The 24,739-nt window shown below is 61.4% G+C and carries 22 protein-coding genes, 1 tRNA gene and 3 pseudogenes; 11 read left to right on the forward strand and 15 right to left on the reverse strand.

Annotated features, from left to right (window positions below; translation table 11 throughout):
• Positions 1–27: 27 nt before the first annotated feature.
• From CupriaWKF_RS33990 to CupriaWKF_RS34010, 5 genes are all read right to left on the reverse strand, one after another.
• The gene (locus CupriaWKF_RS33990; protein WP_276103644.1) at positions 28–1,089 is read right to left on the reverse strand and encodes a patatin-like phospholipase family protein; all 1,062 of its coding nucleotides are present in this window, start codon (positions 1,087–1,089) and stop codon (positions 28–30) included.
• 10 nt (positions 1,090–1,099) lie between these two features.
• Complete coding sequence (locus CupriaWKF_RS33995) at positions 1,100–1,882, reverse strand: 3-hydroxybutyrate dehydrogenase (protein WP_276103645.1); 783 nt, start codon at positions 1,880–1,882, stop codon at positions 1,100–1,102.
• A complete protein-coding gene (locus CupriaWKF_RS34000; protein ID WP_276103646.1) occupies positions 1,875–3,302 on the reverse strand; it encodes an NAD(P)/FAD-dependent oxidoreductase in 1,428 nt (475 codons plus the stop codon). Before CupriaWKF_RS34000 ends, CupriaWKF_RS33995 begins: the two co-directional genes overlap by 8 nt.
• Positions 3,303–3,345: 43 nt before the next feature.
• The gene (locus CupriaWKF_RS34005; protein ID WP_276103647.1) at positions 3,346–3,855 is read right to left on the reverse strand and encodes a DoxX family protein; all 510 of its coding nucleotides are present in this window, start codon (positions 3,853–3,855) and stop codon (positions 3,346–3,348) included.
• A 97-nt stretch (positions 3,856–3,952) separates the two neighbouring features.
• On the reverse strand, positions 3,953–4,516 hold the full coding sequence (locus CupriaWKF_RS34010) for a DUF2282 domain-containing protein (RefSeq protein WP_276103648.1): 564 nt from the start codon (positions 4,514–4,516) through the stop codon (positions 3,953–3,955).
• 36 nt (positions 4,517–4,552) lie between these two features.
• Between CupriaWKF_RS34010 and CupriaWKF_RS34015 the strand changes: the two genes are divergently transcribed.
• Together CupriaWKF_RS34015 and CupriaWKF_RS34020 are read left to right on the forward strand one after the other, a co-directional pair.
• Positions 4,553–5,251: a response regulator transcription factor gene (locus CupriaWKF_RS34015; RefSeq protein ID WP_276103649.1), complete on the forward strand. Its 699-nt coding sequence runs from the start codon at positions 4,553–4,555 to the stop codon at positions 5,249–5,251.
• Positions 5,252–5,289: 38 nt separating this feature from the next.
• Positions 5,290–6,342 carry an ATP-binding protein gene (locus tag CupriaWKF_RS34020; protein ID WP_276103650.1) on the forward strand — a complete coding sequence of 351 codons (1,053 nt, stop codon included), beginning with the start codon at positions 5,290–5,292 and terminating at the stop codon, positions 6,340–6,342.
• On the opposite strand, the gene CupriaWKF_RS34025 is transcribed toward CupriaWKF_RS34020, so the two are convergent.
• Together CupriaWKF_RS34025 and CupriaWKF_RS34030 are read right to left on the reverse strand one after the other, a co-directional pair.
• On the reverse strand, positions 6,317–7,123 hold the full coding sequence (locus tag CupriaWKF_RS34025) for a DNA-binding domain-containing protein (protein WP_276103651.1): 807 nt from the start codon (positions 7,121–7,123) through the stop codon (positions 6,317–6,319). The two genes, CupriaWKF_RS34020 and CupriaWKF_RS34025, sit on opposite strands and share 26 nt — an antisense overlap.
• On the reverse strand, positions 7,107–7,967 hold the full coding sequence (locus tag CupriaWKF_RS34030) for a DUF692 domain-containing protein (protein WP_276103652.1): 861 nt from the start codon (positions 7,965–7,967) through the stop codon (positions 7,107–7,109). The genes CupriaWKF_RS34025 and CupriaWKF_RS34030 overlap by 17 nt, the downstream gene beginning before the upstream one ends.
• A 260-nt stretch (positions 7,968–8,227) precedes the next feature.
• Here CupriaWKF_RS34030 and CupriaWKF_RS34035 point away from each other — a divergent pair, with 260 nt between their 5' ends.
• Both CupriaWKF_RS34035 and CupriaWKF_RS34040 read left to right on the forward strand, forming a co-directional pair.
• On the forward strand, positions 8,228–9,487 hold the full coding sequence (locus CupriaWKF_RS34035) for a PAS domain-containing protein (protein ID WP_276103653.1): 1,260 nt from the start codon (positions 8,228–8,230) through the stop codon (positions 9,485–9,487).
• Between the two features lie 446 nt (positions 9,488–9,933).
• The gene (locus CupriaWKF_RS34040; RefSeq protein ID WP_276103654.1) at positions 9,934–10,158 is read left to right on the forward strand and encodes a hypothetical protein; all 225 of its coding nucleotides are present in this window, start codon (positions 9,934–9,936) and stop codon (positions 10,156–10,158) included.
• A 619-nt stretch (positions 10,159–10,777) separates the two neighbouring features.
• Here the strand turns inward: CupriaWKF_RS34040 and CupriaWKF_RS34045 are convergent.
• Positions 10,778–11,218 carry a lecithin retinol acyltransferase family protein gene (locus CupriaWKF_RS34045; RefSeq protein ID WP_276104117.1) on the reverse strand — a complete coding sequence of 147 codons (441 nt, stop codon included), beginning with the start codon at positions 11,216–11,218 and terminating at the stop codon, positions 10,778–10,780.
• A gap of 1,677 nt (positions 11,219–12,895) precedes the next feature.
• Positions 12,896–13,465 (reverse strand): plasmid pRiA4b ORF-3 family protein, encoded by a 570-nt coding sequence (locus CupriaWKF_RS34050; RefSeq protein WP_276103655.1) that lies wholly within the window; start codon positions 13,463–13,465, stop codon positions 12,896–12,898.
• Positions 13,466–13,552: 87 nt separating this feature from the next.
• Here CupriaWKF_RS34050 and CupriaWKF_RS34055 point away from each other — a divergent pair.
• Together CupriaWKF_RS34055 and CupriaWKF_RS34060 are read left to right on the forward strand one after the other, a co-directional pair.
• Positions 13,553–14,151 (forward strand): annotated as a pseudogene (locus CupriaWKF_RS34055) (KfrA protein); the annotation flags it as partial.
• Between the two features lie 271 nt (positions 14,152–14,422).
• A tRNA-Ile gene (locus tag CupriaWKF_RS34060) sits at positions 14,423–14,499 on the forward strand.
• A 112-nt stretch (positions 14,500–14,611) separates the two neighbouring features.
• Here CupriaWKF_RS34060 and CupriaWKF_RS34065 read toward each other — a convergent pair.
• Together CupriaWKF_RS34065 and pstS are read right to left on the reverse strand one after the other, a co-directional pair.
• Complete coding sequence (locus CupriaWKF_RS34065) at positions 14,612–14,986, reverse strand: PHA-granule associated protein 4 (RefSeq protein WP_276103656.1); 375 nt, start codon at positions 14,984–14,986, stop codon at positions 14,612–14,614.
• Positions 14,987–15,526: 540 nt separating this feature from the next.
• Complete coding sequence (gene pstS / locus CupriaWKF_RS34070; protein ID WP_276104118.1) at positions 15,527–16,594, reverse strand: phosphate ABC transporter substrate-binding protein PstS; 1,068 nt, start codon at positions 16,592–16,594, stop codon at positions 15,527–15,529.
• Positions 16,595–16,908: 314 nt separating this feature from the next.
• Between pstS and CupriaWKF_RS34075 the strand changes: the two genes are divergently transcribed.
• The 4 genes from CupriaWKF_RS34075 (at position 16,909) to phaZ (ending at position 19,848) form a co-directional block, all read left to right on the forward strand.
• Complete coding sequence (locus CupriaWKF_RS34075) at positions 16,909–17,223, forward strand: H-NS histone family protein (protein ID WP_276103657.1); 315 nt, start codon at positions 16,909–16,911, stop codon at positions 17,221–17,223.
• 420 nt (positions 17,224–17,643) lie between these two features.
• Complete coding sequence (locus CupriaWKF_RS34080) at positions 17,644–17,955, forward strand: H-NS histone family protein (protein ID WP_114135866.1); 312 nt, start codon at positions 17,644–17,646, stop codon at positions 17,953–17,955.
• Positions 17,956–18,037: 82 nt separating this feature from the next.
• Positions 18,038–18,346 carry a hypothetical protein gene (locus tag CupriaWKF_RS34085; protein ID WP_276103658.1) on the forward strand — a complete coding sequence of 103 codons (309 nt, stop codon included), beginning with the start codon at positions 18,038–18,040 and terminating at the stop codon, positions 18,344–18,346.
• 260 nt (positions 18,347–18,606) lie between these two features.
• Positions 18,607–19,848: a polyhydroxyalkanoate depolymerase gene (gene phaZ, locus CupriaWKF_RS34090; protein ID WP_276103659.1), complete on the forward strand. Its 1,242-nt coding sequence runs from the start codon at positions 18,607–18,609 to the stop codon at positions 19,846–19,848.
• 284 nt (positions 19,849–20,132) lie between these two features.
• On the opposite strand, the gene CupriaWKF_RS34095 is transcribed toward phaZ, so the two are convergent.
• On the reverse strand, positions 20,133–20,333 hold the full coding sequence (locus CupriaWKF_RS34095) for a hypothetical protein (protein ID WP_276103660.1): 201 nt from the start codon (positions 20,331–20,333) through the stop codon (positions 20,133–20,135).
• Positions 20,334–20,986: 653 nt separating this feature from the next.
• Between CupriaWKF_RS34095 and CupriaWKF_RS34100 the strand changes: the two genes are divergently transcribed.
• Positions 20,987–22,479 (forward strand): IS3 family transposase gene (locus tag CupriaWKF_RS34100; RefSeq protein ID WP_276103661.1). Its coding sequence is split into 2 segments (ribosomal slippage): positions 20,987–21,398 and positions 21,398–22,479, totalling 1,494 coding nucleotides; the frame shifts between segments, so codons are not numbered across the junction.
• Between the two features lie 232 nt (positions 22,480–22,711).
• Here the strand turns inward: CupriaWKF_RS34100 and CupriaWKF_RS34105 are convergent.
• The 3 genes and pseudogenes from CupriaWKF_RS34105 to CupriaWKF_RS34115 form a co-directional block, all read right to left on the reverse strand.
• Positions 22,712–23,710: a TGS domain-containing protein gene (locus CupriaWKF_RS34105; RefSeq protein WP_276103662.1), complete on the reverse strand. Its 999-nt coding sequence runs from the start codon at positions 23,708–23,710 to the stop codon at positions 22,712–22,714.
• A 152-nt stretch (positions 23,711–23,862) separates the two neighbouring features.
• Positions 23,863–24,105: pseudogene (locus CupriaWKF_RS34110) on the reverse strand (H-NS family nucleoid-associated regulatory protein).
• 66 nt (positions 24,106–24,171) lie between these two features.
• Positions 24,172–24,267, reverse strand: a pseudogene (locus tag CupriaWKF_RS34115) (IS6 family transposase); the annotation flags it as partial.
• Between the last annotated feature and the right edge of the window lie 472 nt (positions 24,268–24,739).

The following is a 24,739-nucleotide window of genomic DNA, read 5'->3' on the forward strand; positions in this document are numbered from 1 at the left end:
ACCGCTTCGGTGGCGCTACGTGGTGGATCAAAGAAATTCCTGATGCAGGTCGACGCTGCACCGTTCCCCGATTGCGCCGTAGTTCTGCTGCAACCAGCGTCCGGCCTCGTCCCTGCCCTGATCGCGCAGGTAGCAAAGGAAGTCCCAGTCGGCATTGAGCTTGCTCGAGACGCCTAGCGCCATCATGGTCTGGTCGGAGCGGATCGAGTGGATCAGCATCTCCTTCATCTCCCCCTGGTTGACCTTGCCATCCTGGATGAGCCTGGTGACGAAGCTGATGGCCCGCAGTTCGCGGATCAACGAGGAGTTGAAGCTGACCTCGTTGATCCGGTTAAGGATCTCCGCAGCGGTCTTCGGTACACCCTTGCGCACGATGGGGTTGATGTGGACGATTACCACGTCTCGCGCGCCACAGTTGTAGATCAGCGGAAAGATGGCTGGGTTGCCGACATAGCCGCCGTCCCAGTAGTGCTCGCCGTCGATTTCCACCGCCTGGAACAGGAACGGCAGGCAGGCCGAAGCCAGCACCGCCTTCAAAGAAATGTCGTCGCGCGAGAAAACCCGTACCTTGCCGGTCTCGACATTGGTCGCGCACAGGTAAAGGTGGATCGGGCAGTGCTGATTTAGCGCGTCGAAATCGACATGCCGGGCCAGGATGTCGCGCAGCGGGTTAAAGTTGAGCGGGTTGAACTGGTAGGGCGAAAGCACGCGCAGTATCATGTCGGTCAGCAGGTACATCGGCGAGTAGTCGAGCCCGTAGCCGTTGTGCAGCAAGTTCTCCCATGGCAGCTTGCGAAACGGACTGCTGGCGCGCGCGGCGATGGCAACGTCCCGCCAGAAGTCGTGCAGCGCGGTGCGGGCGCATGGCGGCCCGCCCTGGAGCAGGCCGTATGCGAGCACCGCGGCGTTCATCGCGCCGGCGCTGGTGGCACTGACCCCCTCGATTGCAAGCCGGCCATCTTCGAGCAGGCGGTCCAGCACACCCCATGCAAACGCTCCATGGGCACCCCCGCCTTGCAGTGCAAGCGTGACTGGCTTCACGGCCTGGCCAGCTTCGCTGGCATCTCCCATTCCAGGATTGGTCGACATGTCTCGCACCTCAGTGTTGAGTCCAGCCGCCGTCCATTGCGAGCGCAGTGGCGGTCATCGAGGCTGAATTGTCTGAGGCCAGAAACACGGCCAGGGCGGCCAGTTCGTCGATCCGCACGAACTCCTTGCGCGCCTGATGCACGAGCAGGACATCGCGCACGACATCGGTAGGCGAGATCTGGTGTGCGCGCGCTTGGTCAGCGATCTGCTGTTCCACCAGCGGCGTCTTGACATAGCCGGGGCAGATCGTATTGCTTGTAACGCCATACTCGGCCGTCTCCAGCGCCACAACTTTGGACAGCCCGATCAGCCCGTGCTTGGCGGCGACATAGGGCGCCTTGAAGGGCGACGCCACCAGGCCATGGGCGGAAGCGATATTGATGATACGGCCCCAGCGCCTGGCCTTCATGCCCGGCAGGACGGCCTTGATCAAGTGGAACGCCGACGACAGGTTGATGGCAACGATGGCGTCCCACTTGTCTTCCGGCATCTCTTCTGTCGGGGCGACATGCTGGATACCCGCGTTGTTCACGATGACATCAACTTTGCCGAACTCGGATACAGCCAGCTCGGCCATTTCACGAACCTGGCGAGGCTGGCTCATATCGGCCGGCGAATAGCGTATGCGCACGCCATGCTCGCGCTCCAGTTCTGCGCGCGTGGCTTCAATCTGCCCGGCATCGCCGAAGCCGTTCAGTAGGACATCGGCGCCATGGGCGGCAAAGGCGCGCGCAATACCAAGCCCGATACCGCTGCTGGAGCCGGTGACGATGGCGGATTTTCCTTCAAGCATGTTGATCTCCTGTTGGGGTTGGGGCGGCGGGAGTGGCGTAGGGCGCCCGCGGTATCCCGGAAAAGTCATGCGTTGCGATGCGGGTTGCCGATGCGCCCGACGCTACGGGGCGGTCGGGTGGCAGCGCTTCGGGTGGCGATTCGTCTGCCTCGCTGGTGCGTGTAAAGCGCAGATGGGTAATGTCAGTCGGGAAGAACATGGACCAGCTCCACTCGGCCCAGAGTCGCAGTTTGCGGCCGAGCGTCGGCATGCGCATCAGGTAGAGCGCACGCCAGGCTAGCCATGCCGGCAAGCCTGAGAAGCTGAAGCCATAGACGTGTGCAACGCCCTTCATATGCCCGATGCTGGCCATCGCGCCCTTGCTCTGGTACGAAAAGGGCTTGCATTCACGCTGATCCAGGTGGCCGGCAAGGTTATGGGCAAGCTGGCGCGCCTGGGCGACGGCAAACTGCGCGGTGGGTAGCGAATCCGCATCGGTGGCGGCGTTGGCCACTCGTGCGCAATCGCCGATGGCCCACAGTCCGGGCATGCCGCGCACCGACATATCCGGGTTGGTCTCGATTCGTCCGCGCTGAGTGGCCAAGCCGAGATTGCGCTCGAGGGTGGCGACCAGCGGATTCGGCTTGGTGCCGACGGTGCAGATCACCGTTGATCCCTCGATCGTTTCGCCGTTTGCCAGCACCACGGTGTCGGCTTCGAAGCGGGCGGCCCGGGTGCCGAGCTTGAGCCGGATGCCGCGCGTGGTCATCTGGCGTGCCGCAGCCAGGCCAAGCGAGGCGGGCAGCTCCGGAAGCAGTTGTCCGGTGTCATGGAGCAGCGTCACCGCCAGCTCGTCGTGCTTCACGCGCGGATAGAAGCGCCGAATGCTGCAAAGACAATCGGCGAGTTCCCCGGCAACCTCCACACCCGAGAAGCCCCCGCCCACCACCATGAAATGGCCAAGCCGGCGGCGCAGGACCGGGTCCGACTCCAGTTCCATGCGGGCCAAATGGCGTAGCACGCGGTTTCGGATAAACAGGGCATCGCCCACAAGCTTCAAGGGCAGGGCGTGTTCGGCCATGCCTGGTACCAGGTCGAGATTCGCCCGGGTGCCGAAGGCAAACACCAGATGGTCGAAGGGAATCTCGCGCAGGCCCGCCAGGGTCGTGCACAACAGTTTGCCCTGTGCGTAGTTGACGTCCTGCACGGTGCCCATGATGAACTGCGTGCGCCTTAGCATCTGGCGAATCGGCACGGTCACGTGTTCGGGGAAGACCGAGGCACCCACCACCTCGGCCAGCATCGGGTTGAAAGTGGTGTAGCTTTCGTCGCTGACGAGGATCAGCCGGTGAGCCATCGGCAGCAGCTTCTCCAACGTCTGAGCCAGCGTGGTGCCGGCGAATCCACCACCGACGATGACGATGTTGTTCTCTGCAAGCATGAGGATTCCTTTCGCCCTGGCATGGCGCCCCGGGGCTTTCGAGCTAGTGGCTACCCCTGCCGCGCAGCAGGAAGCGGTCGATCAGGTGGTCCAGCGATAGCCGTCCGGGGCCGTGCAGCAGCGTGACCAGCAGCAGGAGCCCCCAGTACTGGTGGTCCTTCAGGCCAACTTCGCCCAATCCCGGATACGAGATCACCGCGACAATGTTGAAGACGAACAACGCTAGCGCGGCTGCACGCGTACCGAGGCCGAGCACGAGGAACACCGGCAGGCACAGCTCCGCGGCGGTACCGAGATAGGCGGCCAGGGTAGGGCTCAACAGGGGGACGGCGTACTCGCTTTCAAACAGTGCAAGCGTGGTGGGCCAGCTGGCGAGCTTGGTCAGACCGGACTGGAAGAACACCAGGCCGATCAGGACGCGAATGCCCAGATCGAGCGCGGGAGCCAGCATTTCCAGCAGGCGGATCGCCGCTTGCCCGGCGGCAATGACACGCGAAGGCTTTGCGCCGGCCACAGGCAGTGGCGCGGACGACAAGGGGGTGGTGCATTTCATTTGGGCTACCTCGCGAAGCGGTCAGGGAGTTGGGGCGCGCCGGGCAGCCGTGACGCGGCCACGTATCACGGCGCTCCGTTGCAGGCTCGGGTACCGCTCAGGCCGCGTGGGCCGCCTTGGCGGCCGGGCTGAGCTCGCCGCTCTTGCCACCTGGCTTGGCAAACTCGGACGTCTGCAACCGGCCTCCGGCGATCTTTTCGCAGGTGCCCGCGGGAACCAGAATCCAGGCTTCCGCGTCGCGGTCCATTTTGGTCGTGGCGGCACAGGAGCTCTTGCTGGTGCCGCAGTCGTTCTTGCCGGCTTTGGCAATGCCCGCGCATTTTTCATTGCTGCCTGCCGCTGCCATGGCCTGGGAGGTCGCGCCGGCAATGCCAAGCGCCAGCATGCCTGCAATAGCGCCGCGGATGATTTGATCGCTGTTCATGATGCACACTCCGTATTCGGTTGGGTTCAGGACAGGAGAAATACCTGTCTCTGGACTGCAGTATGGAAAGGCGAGCTCACGCTTGTTTCGCTCAATTTTCAAATTTTCTTCACGAGCGCGCGGGTGCTGGCGGGCCGCAGCCATGGTGACGTCGGCGATGGGCTTTCCATCCACGAAATGCGTTCTAGAATGGTTCAGTGGCTCCCACGCCGCAAACCGGGCGGCAAGGACGGTCATGCCGGTATCCCGCGGGTTTCAAGATGAGGTAAAGCCATGTCGCGCCAGGTTCTGGTGATCGAGGACGACGCAGATATCGCCGAACTGGTACGGCTGCAGGTGAGCGGCCTGTCTTGCGACGTGAAGGTGGTCAACCATGGCAGGGCGGGACTGGAAGAGGCACTGAGCCGTCCCTATGACCTGGTCATCCTGGACCTGATGCTGCCGGGTGCCGATGGGCTGGAAATCTGCCGGCGTCTGCGCGCGGAAGCGCGCTATACCCCCATCCTCATGCTCACGGCACGCTCGACTGAACTGGACCGGGTGCTGGGACTGGAGATGGGCGCCGATGACTACCTGACCAAGCCCTTCAGCGTCCTGGAACTGACCGCACGGGTCAAGGCGATCTTCCGGCTGGTCGACACCCTGGCCAACCCGCCATCGGGTGGCCCCAGGGCAGTGCAGGTCAAAGCCCTGCACATCGATATCGACAAGCGGGAAGTGAGCGTGCGCGGCGCACCCATCTGCCTCACCGCCAAGGAGTTCCAACTGCTCCTCTACTTTGCCAGCAATCCGGGGCGCGTCTTCAGCCGCGCCCAGTTGCTGGATCAGGTCTGGGGCTATAGCCATAGCGGCTACGAGCACACGGTAAGTTCGCACATCAACCGGCTGCGCGCCAAGATCGAGCTCGACCCCAACGAGCCAGAGTACATCCAGACCGTCTGGGGCGTGGGCTACAAGTTCAGCAACGCGTAACGGGGGGCAAGGGACAGAAGGGGGGGAAAGGGGGCTGCATGTTGCAAACGCTGTACGGGAGACTGGCGGTGGTGCTGATGGCGGTGTTCATTGCCATCGGCGCGCTGATGATCCTTGCCTCCCAGAAGATGATTGAGACGCAGCGCCTGATCGAACTGGCGACCGACCTCATCATCGGTACGGTGGCCTTTAGCCTGGTGGCGGCGCTGATCGTATTTCGGTTGTTGACGGTCCGCCTGCGCGTGCTGTCGGAGGCGATCGAGACATTCCGGGCGGGCGATTTCTCCACGCCGGTGCGACTGGTGCAAGACGGCCGCGCGGACGACGAGATCCAGAAGCTCAGCACGGCCTTCGAGGAAATGTCCGAGCGTATCGTCACCCAGTTCGCCCAGCTCTCACAGGTCGACCAGCAGCGGCGCGAACTGCTCGCCAATGTCTCCCACGATCTGCGTACGCCCCTCGCATCGATGCAGGGTTACCTGGAAATGCTGCTGCTGAAGGCCGAAGAGCTGACGCCCGATGACCGCAATCGCTACCTGCAGGTAGCCACCAGGCATTGCGAGCGGCTTGGCAAGCTGGTGCAGGACCTGTTTGATCTGACCAAGCTGGAAGCGCGGGAGGTCCAGCCGCGACTGGAGAGCTTCCCGTTGTCGGAACTGGCGCAGGACGTGGTCCAGAAATTCACCCTGGCGGCAAACAAGCGCGGACTGGCCCTGCTGGCGACCTCGGGTCCCGGGTGCCCGCCAGTAAGCGCCGATATCGGCATGATCGAGCGCGTGCTGGAAAACCTGATCGAGAACGCCATGCGTTACACCCCTGCCGGCGGAGAAATCAGCGTCGATGTCCAGACCGCCGGCGAGCGCGTCGAACTGACTGTGCGCGATACCGGCCAGGGCATAGATGCGAGCCGGGTACAGGGTGTGTTCGACCGCTATTACCGGGTGGAGCGGACGGAGTCTGACAATGGCAGCAACGTCGGCCTCGGGCTGGCCATCAGCCGGCGCATCGTCCAGCTGCACGGCGGCGAGATCCGTGTGCGCAGCGCGCTCGGCAAGGGCACTGCCTTTACGATCGACCTGGCGCGAGGATAGGGCAGGCGGCGCGGGCGTCGAAGTCAATGATGGTCGCGTCCAGGATGCGTCGCTGGATGAAGTCGGCCAGCGCGAAGTCGGGCGCAGCCTGCAGCGCCCCCTGATATGCCGGCTCGAGCGCGGCGCCGCGATCCAGTGCTTCGAGCATGGTGTATTCGGCGACCGCCAGGGACTGCACTTCGACCTCAAAGCCGCTGCGCCTGACCAGCAGCCAGTCGCCGCCGATGTCGGCGTCGATCTCGGTATCCACCGCCGTATCCGGCTGGTTGGCCTGCCAGATATGCAGCACAGGAAACGGCGACGCAAGCAGGCGGCAGGCTGGATTCAGCATCAGGCGCAGGCCTGCGGCCTCGGCCTCGGCGAGCGCGCCCAGACGCTCCAGCGCGAGCGGCCCGGCATCTGCCGCATGGAACACCTCGTGCATGAGCCATTCGAGCCTTGCCACATCGGGCAAGTAGCGCAAGCCCGCGGCCGGCTCGAATCGCGCGAGGAAGTCGGGAAAACTCTTGCCAAAGCGCTGGATGTCGCCGCTGGTGGATGGGCAGGCCCGGATATACCGGCCCGCCGTGGCATCGAAGAAGGGCTCGCCCACCAAGCGCTCGATCACGGGGAAAACGGCGCGCAGGGCCTCGCTCAAGTTGTGGCGCACGTTGCTGGCATAGATGCCGAGGCACCGCTGCGCGCCAGCGGCGCCGCCGACGACGTGGCCGGACAGTGCGGCCACGTCCTGCTCGAGCACCGCGCGGGCAAAGCAAGCCTGGATTTCAAGCACTGAAGGCATTGTCGGTCTCCAGCATCTGGTCGGCCCTGCGGGCTTCTTCGAGAAGTACCTCGAACGGGGGAATCTCGGTATCCCACTCGATCAGGGTGGGAACCGGGCCAAAGCGGGCGAGCGCATGCTGATAGAGGCTCCACACCGGCTCCGCCACGCGTTGGCCATGGGTGTCGATCAGCATGTCGTCGCTTTGATCAAAGCCGGCCAGGTGGACCTCGTTCACGGCTCCCACGGGAATCGCATCGATATAGGCCGATGCATCGGTGCCGTGGTTGACGGCGTTGACGTAGATGTTGTTGACGTCAAGGAGGATGCCGCAACCGGTTCGCGCCACCAACTCCGCGATGAATTCAGGCTCGGGAATCGTCGAGTGGGTGAACCGGAGATAGCTGGTGATGTTTTCGACCAGCAACTGCTGTTGCAGGTAGTCCTGTACTTCCGCCACGTGCCCGCACACGAGGGCGAGCGATTCCTCGGTGTAGGGCAGGGGCAGCAGGTCGTTAAGGTAGTGGTCTCCGATGCGGCCCCAGCTCAGGTGTTCGGATACCAGCCCTGGCTGGAAGCGCCGGATCAGGGCAGCCAGACGCTGGAGGTGTGTGCGATCTGGCCGGTCCGTAGCGCCCAGGCACAGGCCGACCCCGTGCAGGCTCAGCGGGTAAGTGGCCCGCACCTGCGCGAGGTAGTGCAAGGGCTGACCGCCATCACCGAAGTAATTTTCACTATGGACTTCGAACCAGCCTGTGGACGGGGTTTCCGACACGACTTGCCGATAGTGTGGCGCGCGCAATCCGATCCCGGCTCGCGGCGGGACAGCGGCTCCCGGATTCGGATGGAGACTGGTGGTTGGCATTGGAGCTCCTGTCGGTGGCGATTGCGCTCAATGTCACTCTGGCCGACAAAGGTCACGAAACTCTCACGCGGCGTTCAATTAAGTCTGCTGATCAGCACCATGCGCAGGCACTGGCATGTTTGCGCGGCACTGGTTGGTGGCGGAATCGTGGGCTATGTTAGGAAGGGCTTGCGTCGGCATGTCACGCCGTGTGGCGTAGACGTGGCATGCCTTGATACGAGTCTGTACGGGCAAGGGCGGTACCGGGAAGGGATATCAAGATGGGCCTGAGAGGAAAGCTGCTGCTGCCGCCGGCATTGATCAGCGTGGTGCTGATTGGCTACCTCTTGCTTGGTTGGGTGCCTGGCGCAGGCCCACCCGGCACGCGCACGGGCATCGCGCTGGTCGCGGCAATCGGGCTGGCGCTGTTGCTTGGCGTCGTCGCACTTGCCATTCAAGTTTTTCTGGGACGTCCGCTCGGCGCCCTGTTGCGCAACTGTGCCGCGTCCGAGGCCACACGCGAAGATAGCGCCGGCCTCGGCACACCTGATGAATTCCATCAGATTCGCCAACTCGTCACGGACCTGCGTGCCCGTGTCGCGTCCGCGCAAAGCGAACTCGCATTGTCGGTGGAGCAGCGCCGACAGCAAGAAATCGCGCTGCGCTCCAGCGAAGAGCGCTACGCGCTGGCCATGCGCAGCGCCGATGACGGACTGTGGGAATGGAATTTCCAGACCAACCAAATCCACCTGTCGCAACGCTGGAAGGCCATGCTCGGCTTTGAGGAAGAGGAAATCCCGGACAGCCTGCAGGCCTGGAGGGAACGGGTGCATCCCGCCGATTTGCAAGCCGTCGAGCAAGCCTTGGCAAGGCATATCGAAGGGGCCAGCCCGCGTTATCAGCAGCAGTGCCGGCTGCTGCACAAGGATGGGCATTACCGGTGGGTCAATTCCCTGGGCAGCGCCATTCGCCATGCCAACGGCAAGGCTTTGCGGCTAGTCGGCCTGGACACCGATGTGACCCGGATCAAGCGAGTCGAGGACATTCTCAGGCACATCGTCGAAGGCACCGCCGGCACCTGTGGCGACGAATTCTTTCGTGCTCTGGTGCGCCACTTCGCCGCTGCCCTGGATGTTCCCTGCGCCTTTGTCACGGAGTGCACGGGGTGGCCACCGCGACGGGTCCACACACTGGCCTTCTGGTTCAAGGACGACTTTCGCGAAAACGTCGAATATGACCTCGCCGGTACACCCTGCGAAGCCGTTTTCGAGCAGGGCGCGCCGGTGTTCTATCCGGAAGGCATTGGCGCTCTGTTTCCGCGGGAGCAGGGCTTCGAATGCTATTACGGCTTGCCGATCCAGGACAGCCAAGGCAAGGTGATCGGGCATATGGCCTTCCTCAATATTCGAAAAATGAAAGAGGAAGAAGTCTTGATGGACTATGTCTACCGCATCTTCACCGCGCGCGCTGCCGCCGAGATAGAGCGCAAGGCCGTTCTCGAGCACCTGACCCGTGCGCAGGCGGCGCCGGGTGCCAGATAGCACCGCGCGGGCTACGCGCGAGCGCCGCTTGACGGCCACGCCATCTGTCGCCACCTGACGCGGCCATGGGTGGCGCCACAAGACCAGCCCGTCCTTCCGATGCTGCATTTCCGACCGCACACGATCGAGCATGACGTCTCGCGTCGCAAGACAGCGCAAGCGATTTGCTGGTGGCAAAACTGTGCGACGGAAGTGGGCTTTAGCCATCAGAGCGCGACGCGGCTAGCTTTATCGCTCCTGCATGGAAAGGGCGTAGCAACACTCAGTGGTGCGCCGTGATGAAAATTTGATCTTTGACGGATCAATGCGTGAGTTCTCTTGCGCACACTACAGCCAAGGACAAGCACTCAGCCTGTCTGAGCAAACCTTGCGGCGTCCCGGCTCAGCCCCGCAGCGCACAAGTCATAGTGAACGGAACCCTGTAACCACCTGAAAAGGAGTGGAAAATGCTGAAGAACGTCTTATTGCTCGTTGCGGCGAGTGCCGCGCTCGGTGCTGGAGTAGCCCATGCAGGCATCGGGATGCGGGACGTCTACACCGATGGCGCTGTGAAGGAGCAGGAGCCCTACACCAATGGTGGCAGAGCAAGCACCGATCGGTGGGATGTGTTTACGGACGGCGCGAGAATCACCAACCGCGATGGATATATCGAAGGGCGCTCAGAAAAGTAAGTGCCGACGGCTTGAAGAAGCCACCAAGTGATGGGCGCGACCTCTGTGCGACCATTTTAGCCCCCCGAGAGAATTTCTTTGCGGGGGCTTCTTATGGCGGTACACCGGGTCCTATAAGGCGCGCTTGACGACGCCGTCGCCACCTGGTGAGTGCTCGAAAATTTTTGTGAACCGCAGCGATGCTTTCCGACTCGGCTAGCCCTTGCATCGGGTTCGTCGAACCGGCCGCTAACCAGCTGAGCAGCAAGCCATTCGTCAAACGCCAACAGCTGTCAAACGTCAACAGCTGGCCTAGTGACCGCTTCACGCTCACGCACCGCGACAAATCCGGACGGCGGTGCTCAATGACCAACCCCGCTCATTCTGAACGGTGGTATTACTTCATAGGCGTCAGCCCTTGGCTAGGTGCGTTCACAAGCCGAGGCGGTAGCGGTCGCCGAGCCGGCGCAGCGCACGAAGCGGCTGCGACACCGATCATCATTAACCTCGACAACAAGGCCTGGATTGAACCCCGTGTCGGTCGCGACGACGCCATGAACGACCAGCGGGTCTACGACACTGAACCAGCTTATGGCATCGGATCGACACGTAGCCGATTAGGCGACCGGAAAGGTCATGTTCAAAGGTAAGAGCGATCGTTGAGGCCTGTTGCAAGCAGCGCATGGGTTGGCGGCCTATTCCACCAGAATGACAGCAAGGAACTAAGCACGCGCAGTATGCGCATGGGGTGGATGGCACATTGGCGGACCTGCTCGCTGCGGGCTTCGCCATACAGGCACCAGGTACAGAAATGCTCGCAGTTGTTACTAAGCAGCCGATAGCGGTTCTCTCCCAGGCGAGAGCGTGCCCGCCTAACCACCTCCTCGCTAGTAAAACGTGGAAGCAACCCGGTTCTTACCTCGACGTCATTGCCCGCGCCGAAGTGTTCCAGGCTCAGTTCTTCCACCGGCCCGGTGTGCAGCCCACGGCAAAGGCCCGCATAGTGCAACACGCGACCGTTGCCAACATAAATGCCGTGGTGGCAATAGCCGCGACGCGGCGTGACCAAGTGCGCGCCGATCGGCGGCTCGCGCGCCGCTTCGCACTGCGCGACCGACGCCTGCCAGCCCGTCTCGCTACCATGCGTCGCTTGCTCCTTAGCGCTTTTCCATCCTTGTACAACGCGCCCGCATGCCAATGGAGCTTGGAGGCAAGCTGTCAAAGCGGGACGAATGCAAAACCGTGCGCAATTGCGAGATTTGTTCAAATTCGCTTTGTCCATCGGCGCCAAGATGCACGGTGGAGCGTCATGGCCGCCCTTGGCTAAGGAGGCTGATGTCTCACTGAGTCGGCAGTCTTTCCTATAGGCCTTGGCGACGCCATCAAATTGCTCGCTATCGCTTGGCGCTGCAATGGCAGCCTCGGCGATATCCAGCGACAGCTTGGCTGCACGTGCACCGCTATTGATCTGTTTTCTCTTCATGATCTATACCCCGACGTGTGAATGGACAGGAGGGGTAGCTGTCTCTGCGCTGAAGTATGAGAAACAGGGCTCACACTTGCGTCGCACAATCCTCAAATTTTCTTCACGACGACCACGGCCCGCGGAACCTTCAGAGTGGGCGCTTCTGGCGGTTGCAGCGCAGTGGCACTTGGAGACTGCGCCAGAATGCAGATCAGCCGTCGACATTCGCCGGGGCGGGGGCAGCGCAACTATCCAGATCAGGATCTGAAGCAGGCGTTAGGGGCCGCCGGTGCGCTTGGCCTGATTATTGCCGACAGGCGATCCTCATCGCGCACCGGCACGACCTCATTGCGTTGTGCGAGCAGCGCATGTCGGACTATGCGAAGGCATAGGAGACGGGCCGTCTTCGGCGGCCGGTAGAGGGGGCTGGGTCGAGGTCCCCGGAAAGCTCGGCCCGTCAATGAGTCTGCATTATTGGCGGCTGACTCTACGATGAAGCCATGGAGGGCCTCCCGCCTGGCACGCGCAGGGAAGACATTCCGGATGACTGGCGCAGCCCCGGAATTCGACGTCGGCAAGGGAGACTTTGCAATCATGGTACGGTGACAGCCGACTACATTGGATCCCCCACAGCGCGGATATCCGCTGCAAGCCTGGGAGCAGGCGGACCGATCCGAAACCCCACAGTTGGTGGCGTTCCTGACCTTACCTCATAGCACACGAATTCTTACAGTTGCTATCTGTATCCAGCGGTATCCTCCCGGAAGTTTATCTATCCCCAGCAGAGAGAAAGTTGATGAGCCGCCCAGCCGTACTGACCCTTGCCGCCGCTTCGTTGCTGAGCGGTTGTGCCATTGCCCCATATGATGACGGGTACTACGGTGGCCAGGCTGCACCCTATTACGGTGGATATGCTGTACCCAGTTATGGTGGGGCGTACTTCAATTGGAGCAATGGCGGCTACTATGGCGGTAGTAGGGAATGGGACCGAGACCGCCACAACCGGGACGGGGGTGACCGCCGAGGCTGGGACCGGGGCGGGAACCAAGGCGAACGGCGAGGCTGGAGCTCTGGCAATCGAGGGGAAAGCCGTGACGGGAACAACGGCAACCGAGCAGAGGGCCGGGGCTGGGGGCGAGGTCAGGAGCGCGGCCAAGCCCAAAGGGACAACCACGGTGGTGACCGTGGCGAGAATCGTGGCCGGGGGCGTGGCGGCGATCGAGATGGCGGTTGAGTTGGCCCAACCTTGGTTCAAGATCAGAAGCAACTCCGAGCTCTTGCGCCAACCCTCCTTTACCGAATCGCCCTGAGCCGGGAATTCACCGCATTCACGTCGAATCCAGCCGGGTCGAAGATACCGCCGACCCAGGTTCGGTAGTCCAGATGTTCTTCATTTTCAGGGTCCGCTAACGCTTCCCGGAACCGGTCATACCCGGACACGCCTCCGACATCTTCAGGAGGGCAAGCGTTCTCACCAGCCAAGCACACCGGCAGTGTCAGAGCCAGGTCGGGCACGCCAATAGCCTCGACCACGATACGATGTTGCCAATTGTCTCCGAAGTCGTATTGGTATTCGAATTCGGTATCGGAGCCCAGCACTTTGCTCAGCCGCACGGCCTTCTCGGGCAGAGCGTGGTCGTCCGGAAATTCGTCGTCCAGTACACCGTATGACGTGCCGCCAATGTTAAACAGATGTAGGTCACTGTCTTCCCAGCCCATGACCGCCTGGATGATCTTATGGAGCTTCGGGAGTTGAATATTGACTGGCACGACGATGCGACGCCAGACCAAAGGTTTCACGTCAAGCAGTTCTATCCGTAGGATGGAAGCAGTCTTCGGCATGGGGCTGGACGGGTAGACCATGGATCGGGCGCCCATTGTATCGAAGAGGGGTGGCCGGGATTCTTAATCATGCTCCGTAGCAGATAACTGCGAATCCCGGTCGGCCCTCACACTGCGACGCAGGCCCGGCTCGAAGCGGGATGCAAGGAACTCGAAGCGAGTCGGCGCCAGTTGGAGGCATTGCGTACCCAATTCTCGACCGAGCTGGAGCCGGCCGGCGAGCAGGTGACGCTCGCGCAGGAGCGGGCCGAGGCCAGCGAGCGGCGCAGCTTGCGCGAGCCGGACCAGGGGCGCACGGTCCGCCAGAAGAGCGAGCGCACCGCCGTAGAGTTGCGTGGCGAATTGGTGGCGGCACGTAGCGAGGCCCGCGACGCCGCCGTGGCGCAAGCCGAGACCCGTGCCCGGCTCGATGCCCAGGTCGCGGCGTTGGCAGATCTGCTCGCGGCGGCGCAAAGGCTGCAGCTCGTTTTGAAAAGCAGGCCGCCAAGGACAAGGCGGCTGCAAAGAAGGCTAAGGCCACCGGCGCAAAGAAGGCAACGGCTGGCAAGGTGGCTGCGAAGAAGCTCGCTGAAAAAAAGGCGGTGCCCGAAAAAAAGGTCGCCGCGAAGAAGGCGGCTCCGGAAAAGGCAGTGAAAGCCGTCACGAAAAAGCGGGCTCCGGCAAAGAAGGCGGTTGCGCCGGTAGCCTCGCCTGAATCGGCGGCCTGATTTATTGCCTCGGCTGGCACGCGATGGTGCCACCCAGTTGATAGGCCGAAGATGCGGGCGCATTTCTCTACATTGCGCCCCGCATCGACTGGGAAAGTAAATGCTGCGCGTGGTGCCGACAGCGATTCCTCTCGTGGTTTTATTGGGCCTCTAGCTCATGCCTGGTTAGAGCAGCGGACCTTTCCGCTTCTTCTGCAGACCTATAGAACAGCGGCGGTGGAAAACTGTTCGCAAGAGGTCGCCTTCGGGTAACATCTCGCGCTCCACGCAAGGGCCGGAAGCTTAAGTGGTATAAGCCGTCGACTCATAATCGACTGATAGTGGGTTCGAGTCCCACCCGGCCCACCAATAATAGTGGTTCTCGGCATGCGAGGGATAGAGTGGGATACAACGCCGCCGTCGAGTACCCGCGCTTCCCGACAGCGGACTGTTCATTGTCGAAAGGACAGACCGCACCAGCTTACTCTGTCCAATGTGCATCCACCTCTCTCATCAAGTGCCCCGCGAGAATATAGTCCCCCAACCTCGCCGCCTTTGCCTCCAGGCACTCTAGCTCATCTGCCGGCAAGTCGTTGAGCTCAAACTGACAGTACAGATTCCGCTGCCGGAACGTTGTCTTTGGTCGCAATAGGCCGGCAACGAGCGCAGCCGGCGAGCGTACGACAATGTTTTCGTGCCCGCGATACTCGACGCATATCCCAACCTTCTGGCCGAGCCTGCCGAGTTCAACTGCATCCTGCCAACCTGACTCGTAGTCCAACTCGACCACCGTTACTCCCTCTGTTTCCAGGAGCTTCAGTGCCTCCCCTCTGGTTCCAGCTCGAGCTGTCGCCATTCTGTCCTCCGCGGCTTCCCTCGGCGGCCGTCGGCGTATTTGCCAGCCGCAAATATGGCGTGTGGCTATTTGTGCACTTCTTCGGCCATGGTCCTATATTGCACGGCAACATTGTAAGGGGCAGCTTCGTTTGCTGGATGCAGCCCTTCGCGCAGATAGGAATCCTTGCATAAGGCTGGGAAGACGCTGGGGGGCTATGTACCGCGAAGCGTGGTATCCGGGCAGGGCCCATCGACGGCTGTTGATGCGCGGTGCTCAGAGCTACCGATGCGGCTTCTCCGAAGGGGTCGCTATATGGTCGATATTTTATGACGTCGGGGCTCGCCGACTGCGTGGCGGAGTTCGCGGTATTCGATGATTCCTTCGCTGCATGCAGGGCACTGCATTGCCCTCAGCACAATAGTCTTGTTTGGCTCAGGAGCTTCTATCTCTAGCGTCGCTGCGGTCACGGGGCATTGCATGATGGCGGAGGGGGGTTGTAGCCAGGCGCGGATAGTCAAGAAAGCCTTTTGCGCCGCGGACTCGGCAAATTCAAGGCGTTTATGGCTTGGGGCCGGGCGTGCTCGCCATGCTTTGCAAGCCAATCATGGCACCGGACTCATCAGTGATTCGCGCGAGTTCGCGATAGGCATTTGCCTGAACGCGCTCCGGTAGGGGGACGAACTTTGCCCGTCGGGCCAAGTCGTCTCCGCGCAAGTATCCCCAAGTGACAAAGCGAAGCGCTGCTAGAGTTTGCTTTGCAGATTTACTGATTTCGGGCACGGCCACGAACGTGCCCATCGTAATGGGCCATGTGTCTCGGCCCGGGCGATTGACAAGACTACTGGAAAAATCGCCCTTTCTGTTCCAGTCGCTATTCAACACAGCCTCGCGGAAGCTGCTGACCTGAGCGGTAACGAAATTCCCTGCAGCGTTGCGTAACTGCACGGGGCTCAGGCCGGCGTCGAGCACGTAGTTGTAGTCGATGTAAGCGATGGTTCCAGGGGTGCTTCGGACCGCTCGGACGACCTCGTCGCTTCCTTTTGCAGTGAGAAAACCGACCGGCCAGGAGAGGGAAGACTTCGTGCCGAAGGCAATCTTCCAATCGTCGCTGACATTGCTCAAATAGTCCGTGAAGTGAAAAGTCGTGCCTGAACCGTCAGCGCGTACCACCGGTCGAATCTTCAGCTTTGGAAGCGAGATACCAGGATTCAGCGCTTGAATTTCGGTAGCATCCCACGCGTCAAGTTTCCCTAGGAATATCTTGGCCAGCACGTCGCCGGTAAGCCGCAATTGGCCCTGGGCAACAGAAGGAAGATTGACAACCGGAACAGCCGCAGTTACCACGGTTGGCACCAGTACCAAATGGACACGCTTTGCTTCCGACGCCGAAAGTGGCACATCCGACGCCCCAAAATCGATGCCTCCATCGCGTACGCGCTTCATGCCCTCGCTCGAGCCCACCGCTTCGTACGCGATATTTACGCCTGTGGACGCTTTGTAGGATTCCGCCCAAATCTGGTAGACGGGTGCCGCGGCGGTTGAGCCTGCCCCACGAACCTGCGCGCTCGCAAGAGGAGAGATAAATGGCATCAGAGCGGCAAGGGCGAGTGCAGCTTTATATGGCATGGACGGTAGGAGGAAGTTTTGGCCCGATTGTACTTGTTTACGCTTGAAGCCATGCGCTGCCGGCGCAGGAGGCGAGGGAGGCAAGAACGCGAACGTAGCCATTTGCGCGAGCCACGGATGAGGTAATTGGCCGCACGTGCAGGCCATGCGTGGATGGGGAAGGTTATCGGCCGGGACCCGGGCCATACGTTAATACAGACAGTCATTTCGATTGAACGGATTACAAAGTTCCGTCTGAGGGTACCAACGACTATCTTGCCGACCGACTTGAGAATGCGTATAAATTAAACGTGCCTGAAAAATTGGAGACAAGAATGGCAACGTATCAGGAATTGTTGGCGCAGAAGCAAGCGTTGGAAGCCAAAATCGAAGAGGTGCGTTCGACTGAGGTCGCGGGCGTCATCGAACAGATTCGCGAGCTGATGGCTCGATATGGTCTGTCGCCGGAAGACGTGGCGCCGCGTCGTCGTCGGGGCCGGCCCGCAAGTACAGCGACCGCGGCCACCGAGAAAGCACCGCTGCCGCCGAAGTACATGGATCCCAAAACCGGCAAGACCTGGTCGGGACGTGGCCGGACGCCGGCGTGGCTGGGCAAGCGGCCCGAGCGTTTCCTTATCCAGCAGGAATGATCGATTGCACGCGTGTCGTCCCTTGAACGACGACGTCTCAATCGACTCTTCACGAGACTGTACGTGTCAATGTGACCGGGCAGGCGACAGCCCTATCTGCGGGTTGCCGTAGAACCTGACTTTGACGGTGGAGAGGATGAGCCGGCGGGAACGATGTTGGTCCGCTGTGAGGCGATGCATACTCGCCCGCAAAATCGGCAAGTTTCCAAAAAAGCCATGGATCCTGCCGAGGCGTCACGCCCCCTATGCAGGGAGTCCTGAAAAGACCAACCAGTCTGCAGTTGACGTTTCGTGTATCTCGCGATGGCAGGGAGTTGCCCTACATTAACTTCTGACCCGATGTCGCTGAATTCGGGTGGCATTACATCGAATTGACCTTAAACTATCGTCTCTCAGACCTCGACTAGAAAGGAAACTCATATGGCATCCTATAAGGAACTCATGTCCCAGAAGCAGGCCCTCGAAGCCCAACTGGAAGAGGTACGCGCGAATGAAGTAGCAGGCGTCATCGAGAAGATTCAGACCCTGATGGCGGAGTATGGCTTGACTGTCGAAGACATCTCCAAGCGCCGTCGCGGCCGTCCAGCAGGTAGCGGTGCAAGCAAGCCGAAGTCCGAACTGCCCCCCAAGTACCGCGACCCCAAGACAGGGAAGACTTGGTCCGGCCGTGGTCGCCAACCGGCCTGGCTTGGTAAGAACCCAAAGAGATTCCTGATTGCAGAAGAAGCCTAAACTTCGGCTTCTGCACCCCGCGAGAGAATAAATTTCGCCCCTGCCCGCAATGCAGGGGTTTTGTTTTTTTAGCACTGCTGCCATGTCCTTTGAAGCGATTCATGCCGAGATCATGCTTGCCCGGCCATACCTGATTCCTCGCGAGCGCACAGAGAAAGGGATAAGGAATGGGTATTCTTATTGGCTGCGGGTTCCGCCCAGCAAGGAGCTGAGAGTCATCCGTCTTTCGCAAGAGGGTAGTGGCTACGAGCTCGTGCGTTCGGCCAGCGAGGGCAAAACACGAGGGACGGTACGACAGCGCTTCTCCGGCTCAGTAGCCGAGCTTTTGGCCATCATCGATGAGCAGGTGGAAATTATCCGGAAACACGAATTAGTCAGTTTCCCCGGTTAGTACCGACGCAGCGGTTCGGCCAAGGGCTCATCCCTCCGCATTGTTCAGCCATTGCCGCATCGACGTGCTGTGACTAACGCTGATCGCCGCGGCCAAAGAATCAGTCATTCCACCGACCAGGTCACCGCAGCGGTGTTGCATCGATCTTTGGCACTGCAGCAATAGCTGCCCGACCTATAGTGAAACTCTGGTACGCTCCCCGCACCCGGCTAGGTACCGGGGCCGCAGACCCTGCCCAGCGTACTTTCTTGGAGACCTCCATGCTCTACCGGTTCATGGAGTATCAGCGCGCAATGTTCGCGCCATTCGCTGTGTGGGCAGCGAACGCGGCGAGCGCGTTTTCCGATCATGGGAACCCCCTGTCGCAGATACCGGGCGCTCCCGCCTTTGCCGCAGGTTACGAAATGCTGTACCGTCTGGGACAAGCCCCCAACAAGCCGGAATTTGGTATCGCAGCCGTCGAGCAAAAAGGCTGCGTCATTCCCGTGGTCGAGCAAGTCGTCCTGGAGAGGGCATTTTGCCGCCTTTTGCGCTTCGCACCTGATCCGGTTGCACTTGGCGCCGCCGCGTCGCATCCAAGACCTGCTGTGCTGGTCTGTGCACCGCTGGCTGGGCATCACGCCGTCATGCTTCGCGAGGTCATCGAAACCTTATTGGCCGAGCATATCGTCTATGTGACGGACTGGTCTGATGCGCGCTGTGTGCCCCTGGTGGCTGGGCCATTTCACTTGGATGACTATGTCACCGAACTGCAGGCGTTTATCCGTCAGATTGGCGCGGAAGATCCGCTGCACGTGATTGCCATCTGTCAGGCCACCGTGCCAGCCCTGGCGGCTATTTCCCTGTTGGCCAGCGCGGATGAGCCGACTCCCAGGAGCCTGGTCCTCATGGGCGGGCCGATTGATGCGCGTCGCAGCCCCACCGCGGTGGGAAAATTGGCCGCAGACCACTCCCTCATGTGGTTTCAACAGAATTTGATCTATACAGTGCCCGATCGCTACGCCGGTGCCGGTCGCAAGGTGTGCCCGAACTTCCTGCAGCTTGCCGGCTTGATGGCAGCACAGCCAGGTCTTTTGATGACGTCGCACTGGAACTACTATTTGGAGCTCGCGCTAGGCGACTACGAGCGTGCTGAAGCCCTCCGGCGCGTTTGCGATGCGCATCATGCTGTGCTCGACATGGCGGCCGAGTTCTACCTGGATACCATCCAGATCGTGTTTCAGGAATTCCGTCTGGCACGCGGCAATTGGTTCGTGAACGGCCAGCCTGTGCGTCCGCAAGACATCCGCGCTACTACACTACTGACCATAGAAGGCGACCGCGACGCCATTTCCGGCTGCGGGCAGACTCAGGCAGCGCACGGTCTGTGCCGAGGCATTGCAGCACGCGACAAGCGGCACGTGACGGCGCGCCGGTGCGGCCACTATGATCTTTTCTCTGGCCCCCGGTGGCACTCCGAGATGTACCCTGGCATCCGCGCCCTGACTCGACAAGATACCTAGCCGCAGTGCCCGCGCCGATCATGCAAACACCACAGTTGGCATCATCTGCAAGCGGTAGTCGCAAGAATTCGATGTCGGCCGTCCACGATGACGTTGCTCCACTGGGCCTAGCAATATCGCTGTCCCAACGAAGCAATGGTGATCGGCGGCATTCGGCGTTAGCCATCCTTCACGACAAATAGGTCTCAACGTGATAGGGGCCTCTCGATACCTCATACAACTCGTCTCGAGTCATGGAGGTGGTGCCAAGAACGAGGATCGCGCCGCCCGCCGCACGAGCCGTGTTACGAAATGCGGCGCAGGGCTTCAAGCATAGAAGCCCCTTGACTCGTCAAGCGAGGGTGGGCACTACCGCTACCATGGCCATGCTCCATCGTCACCAGTTTGTGGATCAGCAATCCGTCCAGTTGTTCTGGTTCGAGATCGTCGATGTCTTGGGCATCGCCAAGCAGTAACAGCGCGGCGATTTCATGCGGACTGAGCATGTCAGGCTCCTTTGTCTGGATCGGAAAAAGGAACTACGACTGCAGGTCTGTGGATGGAGTTCCACGGGGGATTGTAGGAACGGGGCTGAGTGAACTCGGTGCGAGGACGCGCTGAATACGCGCACACCGAGCGTTCACGCTAAACCGTTTTGTCAGCAGAATCAAGCTCTACACGTGCTGCGATGCAGCGGAGCAATGCCGAGACACATCGGATTGTTGGTTGATGTGACCGTGGGCCAGTCACGATCACAGTGGCCTTTCACCGGCGTTAAAGGCATTCAAGCTGCCGGACCAGCCACGCGGAGCTGTGTCCGATAGTCCGCCAGCGATTGCTGCTGGGCGTCAAGCCGTCCGGTGACCTTGGCTAGCTCGTCCACTTGCTGCTGTACCGCGGAGCGTAGGGCATCGCGCTTGGCATCCGCGCGGGTCTGATCGACGCGGGCTTGATTCCGCCCGGCACCCGCACATCGGGGAAGATCTCGATTCTTGCTACACCGCACGCCGCTGCGGTGCCACCTCAAGCACGCTGTCTTGATACAGGTCGATCGGAAAGCTCATGATGCCCCGGAAATTCACATGCGCGAAATGCGCAGGCCCCATGCGGCGCAGCCACTCGTCTTCAATCCGTTGCCCTTTGCGGCGCCAAGCCGCCCTTGAACCGATCAGTGGCGAAGCTCGCCAAGGAAACGGGTGTCACGACAGTGAGCCTGCGCACCTGGCGCCACGAGGCTCGAGAACAAGGAAAGGTTGTGCCAGGCAACGGCAAGCAGAGTGACAAATGGTCCAGCGCGGACAAGTTCCGGGTGGTGCTCGAAACAGCGCCTCTGAGTGAAGCGGAGTTGTCCGAATACTGCCGCAGGAAGGGCATTCAACCCGAGCAGATCCGGCAGTGGCGTGCTGCCTGCGAGCAGGCCAATGCGCCTGAGCGGGTCAGGTTGAGCCTGGCGCAGCGCCGCGAGGAACAAGCCGCCAAGAAGCAGATCCGGGACCTGGAGCGCGAACTCAAGCGCAAGGATGCGGCACTGGCTGAGACCGCGGCGCTGCTGGTTCTCAGAAAAAAAGCCGAGGCGATCTGGGGAAGGGACGAGGAGGACTGATCAACGTCTCGGATCGCCGCGAAGCCATTGCGTTGATCGATGAAGCGGTGGGCAGCGGTGCGCGCCAGTCCAACGCCTGCAAGGAACTGGGCTTGAACGAGCGCACCTTGCAGCGCTGGCGCCATACGCCGGAGGATGGCCGCCCGGGCGCGCAGCGCCCGGTGCCGGCCAACAAGCTCAGCGAGGGTGAGCGGCAGGCCGCGCTGGCCGTCGCTAACAGCCCCGGCTACGAGAGTCTGACGCCGCACCAGATCGTGCCGAAGCTGGCCGACGAGGGGCGCTACCTGGCCTTGGAATCGACGTTTTACCGCGTGCTTAAGGCCGAAGGTCAAGCGCACCGGCGCGGGCGCACCCACAACGCCAAGTCCCGTGCGCCGACCACGTACCGTGCCGATGACCGCAACCAGGTGTGGTGCTGGGATATCACGTGGATGCCCACCACGGTGAAGGGCCGCTTCTTCTACTGGTACATGATGCAGGACATCTACAGCCGCAAGCTGGTGGTCAATGAAGTGCATGAAAGCGAGTCGGAGGAACATGCCAAGCGGCTGCTCGAACTGGGCCGTCTGCGCGAGCAGACGGCTGGCCGGCCGCTGGTGCTGCACTCGGACAATGGCAGCGTCATGAAGGGGCTGAGTATGCGCGCTGCGATGCACGAATTGGGCGTGGTGCCCTCATACAGTCGTCCGCGCGTGAGCAACGACAACGCTTACGCCGAAGCGTTGTTCCGCACGGCCAAGTACTGTCCGCTATGGCCTGAGCGGCCGTTCGACACGTTGGAGCAGGCGCGCGACTGGGTATATCGGTTCGTGCGTTGGTACAACGAGGAACACCGCCACAGCGGGCTGAAATACGTCACGCCGAACCAGCGGCACAGTGGAGAAGCGAAGCCCCTGCTGGCGCGACGCATGATGGTGTATCAGGCCGCCCGTGCCCGGCATCCGCAGCGCTGGTCGGGAGGGATCCGGGATTGGGAGTTGGATCCTGCGGTCTATCTAAACCCGGAACGGGCCGAGCAGGAACCTAAGGAGTACAAAAAGGCAGCATAGCGGCGGACGCGACAACTACCTTGACACACACCGGCGCCTTGTAAAGAAAGGCTTTGCGGGGAAACCGTAAGATTCTGCACAAAAAGGACGACTACCCCTGGATGAGCAACCTTTGTTGCCGATTTGCACTCCTTATCGAATCTCTCGCCTGCTCCCGATGCGTCCCCGAAGCCCGTGCGTTGGGCTGTCAAGGACAGGCTGACTGCGGCCGTGACTTTTCGTCAGCGGTGCGCTACGAATGCAGTTCCACCACGTCTGCATCGGCGACCGGGTAATCGGCGCCCACCTGCTGGCCGCTGAACTTGCCACTCCCCCAAATGCGCGCGAACTTGAACGTGCTTGCGAGATCGGGATGCACCCGCATGGCGACATCCAGCACGGTGTCGCCGCGGCGCATCGTAAAGGGCCGATTCTGGTCGATGGGTTTCCCGGGCGCCTTGGTGTAGACGCGCACGATCCCCAGAGCCCTGAAGAGGAACGGGCCGATTTCGGCCAGCCCTCGCCCGCTGGTCGCGGAGGTTGTGAGCGCCGGAAAGCGTACGCCGAGCAGATCTTCGAGGACGGCCGCGTCTTCCGGGTTGGCAAGATCCGTCTTGTTGGCCAGCAGCAGCGTAGGGAGGTACACACTGAATGAATCAGCTGGCGCTAATTCCGCCGTCGCCGGCCAGCGCTCCGTCAGGATGATTTTTCCCGCGGCAAGCTGCCGCAGAATCCGCTCCAACTGTTCCGTGCAGTCTGGCGCGCTCAGGTCGACCACGAGCAGTGCGCCGTCTGTCGACCGCAACAGGCTGGTGAGCTCAGGCTGCAGGAATTCGACTGAAACGGGCGGCAGGTCGACCAGTTGAAAAGCGATGTCCTCGAATGGCAACATGCCGGGAATCGGTAGTCTGGTCGGGCGGGGGTAGGGCCCGACCCCGTTGTGCGATCCTGTGAGCCTCGCGTGCAGGCTGGATTTTCCCGCGCCGGGCGGGCCGATCAGACAGAGCTGGGCCGCGCCGTCGGGATGCACCGCATGTGACGGCCCTCTGTGACCAGCCTTCCCGTGGCTGGCAGATTCCTGGGTGAGTTCCCTGATCCGTGACTTGATATCGGCTTGCAGACGCTCCGTGCCCTTGTGCTTCGGGATGGCACGGAGCATCTCCTTCAGGCATTCGAGCTGCTCACGCGGCTGGCGTGCCAGCCGATAGGCTTGCTCGGCCCGCTTGTACTCGGGGGAAAGGTTTGCTGGCATGGGACATGCACGTGCAATAGCCAGGTCGGCCCTGGCAAGTACAAGATACGCTGAAGTCACGATTTTTGCTTCCCTCGCCTTACCCGCTCCAGGTATTTGCCTGAAGCGACCTCGATTCGCACCGTGGCACCGTGGATGAGACGCCGTTGAAGCTATCCGACCCGGAAAAACTCCGCGCTCTGCCCCGCATTGACCGCCCGCGCAGCCAGGCCGGCATCTCACCCTGCCCGTCCCACGTGAGCCCCTCGGCGTTGCGGTAGCAGACCGCGGGAGGCGGGTGGCGGTGGCGGATCGAAGCACCCCGCCGCCGCCAGCTCCTCCATGGTCAGCCCGTAGTCGGCCATCTGCGTCTGGATCCAGCGCATCGCGTCCACCCGCTCATTTTTCACCGTCATCGTTGCCGTCATTCGGGTTGAGAAGGGCTGCGGGCGTGTCAGTCCAGGAGGCAAATTGACAGTTTCGCGATGGGCAAAACCCCCGCCGAACTTGTCACACCGGCGGCGAATCGCCTTGTGGCTGGCAATAACTCCGCGCTCGAACGGCAGCTCCTCGATGTCGGGGTGATCGTGCTTTCCGTGTAAATTGATACGGGTGGGATGCGAGACTTCCTATGCCATCAACGACTTACGGCACAGGAAAGAACAGCACTGCGAGGGCTATTACAAGTCATTGATGTAGCGAAACATTTCCTCTTCAACGGTATCAATTTGCACGCGAAGATTAGCCCTAGCAGGGCGACTTCGGGCTCGCGCAGTCTCTCGCCATCGGCAATCACGCACAAGCCGTGGCCGTCCGGCCCCGTCAGCGTGCGATGCGGCAGCAGCCCAAGCAGGTCAGTGTTCCGCAGCAATTCGGCAATCGGGACCCCAGAGCCCGTCCATTCCACCGAGACGCGCGGCGGCGGCAGGCCGAGTTCGGCGAACTGGTGGCCCAACACTTGATAAAGGCTCGACGAGGTCTGCGGCGCTCGTTGGCAAGGTCGGCCAATGTCCTGAAGGTCGGTCTCCGCGGGTCGACAAGGCTGAGCGG

It is taken from the genome of Cupriavidus sp. WKF15, assembly GCF_029278605.1.
In the GTDB taxonomy this organism is placed as follows: domain Bacteria; phylum Pseudomonadota; class Gammaproteobacteria; order Burkholderiales; family Burkholderiaceae; genus Cupriavidus.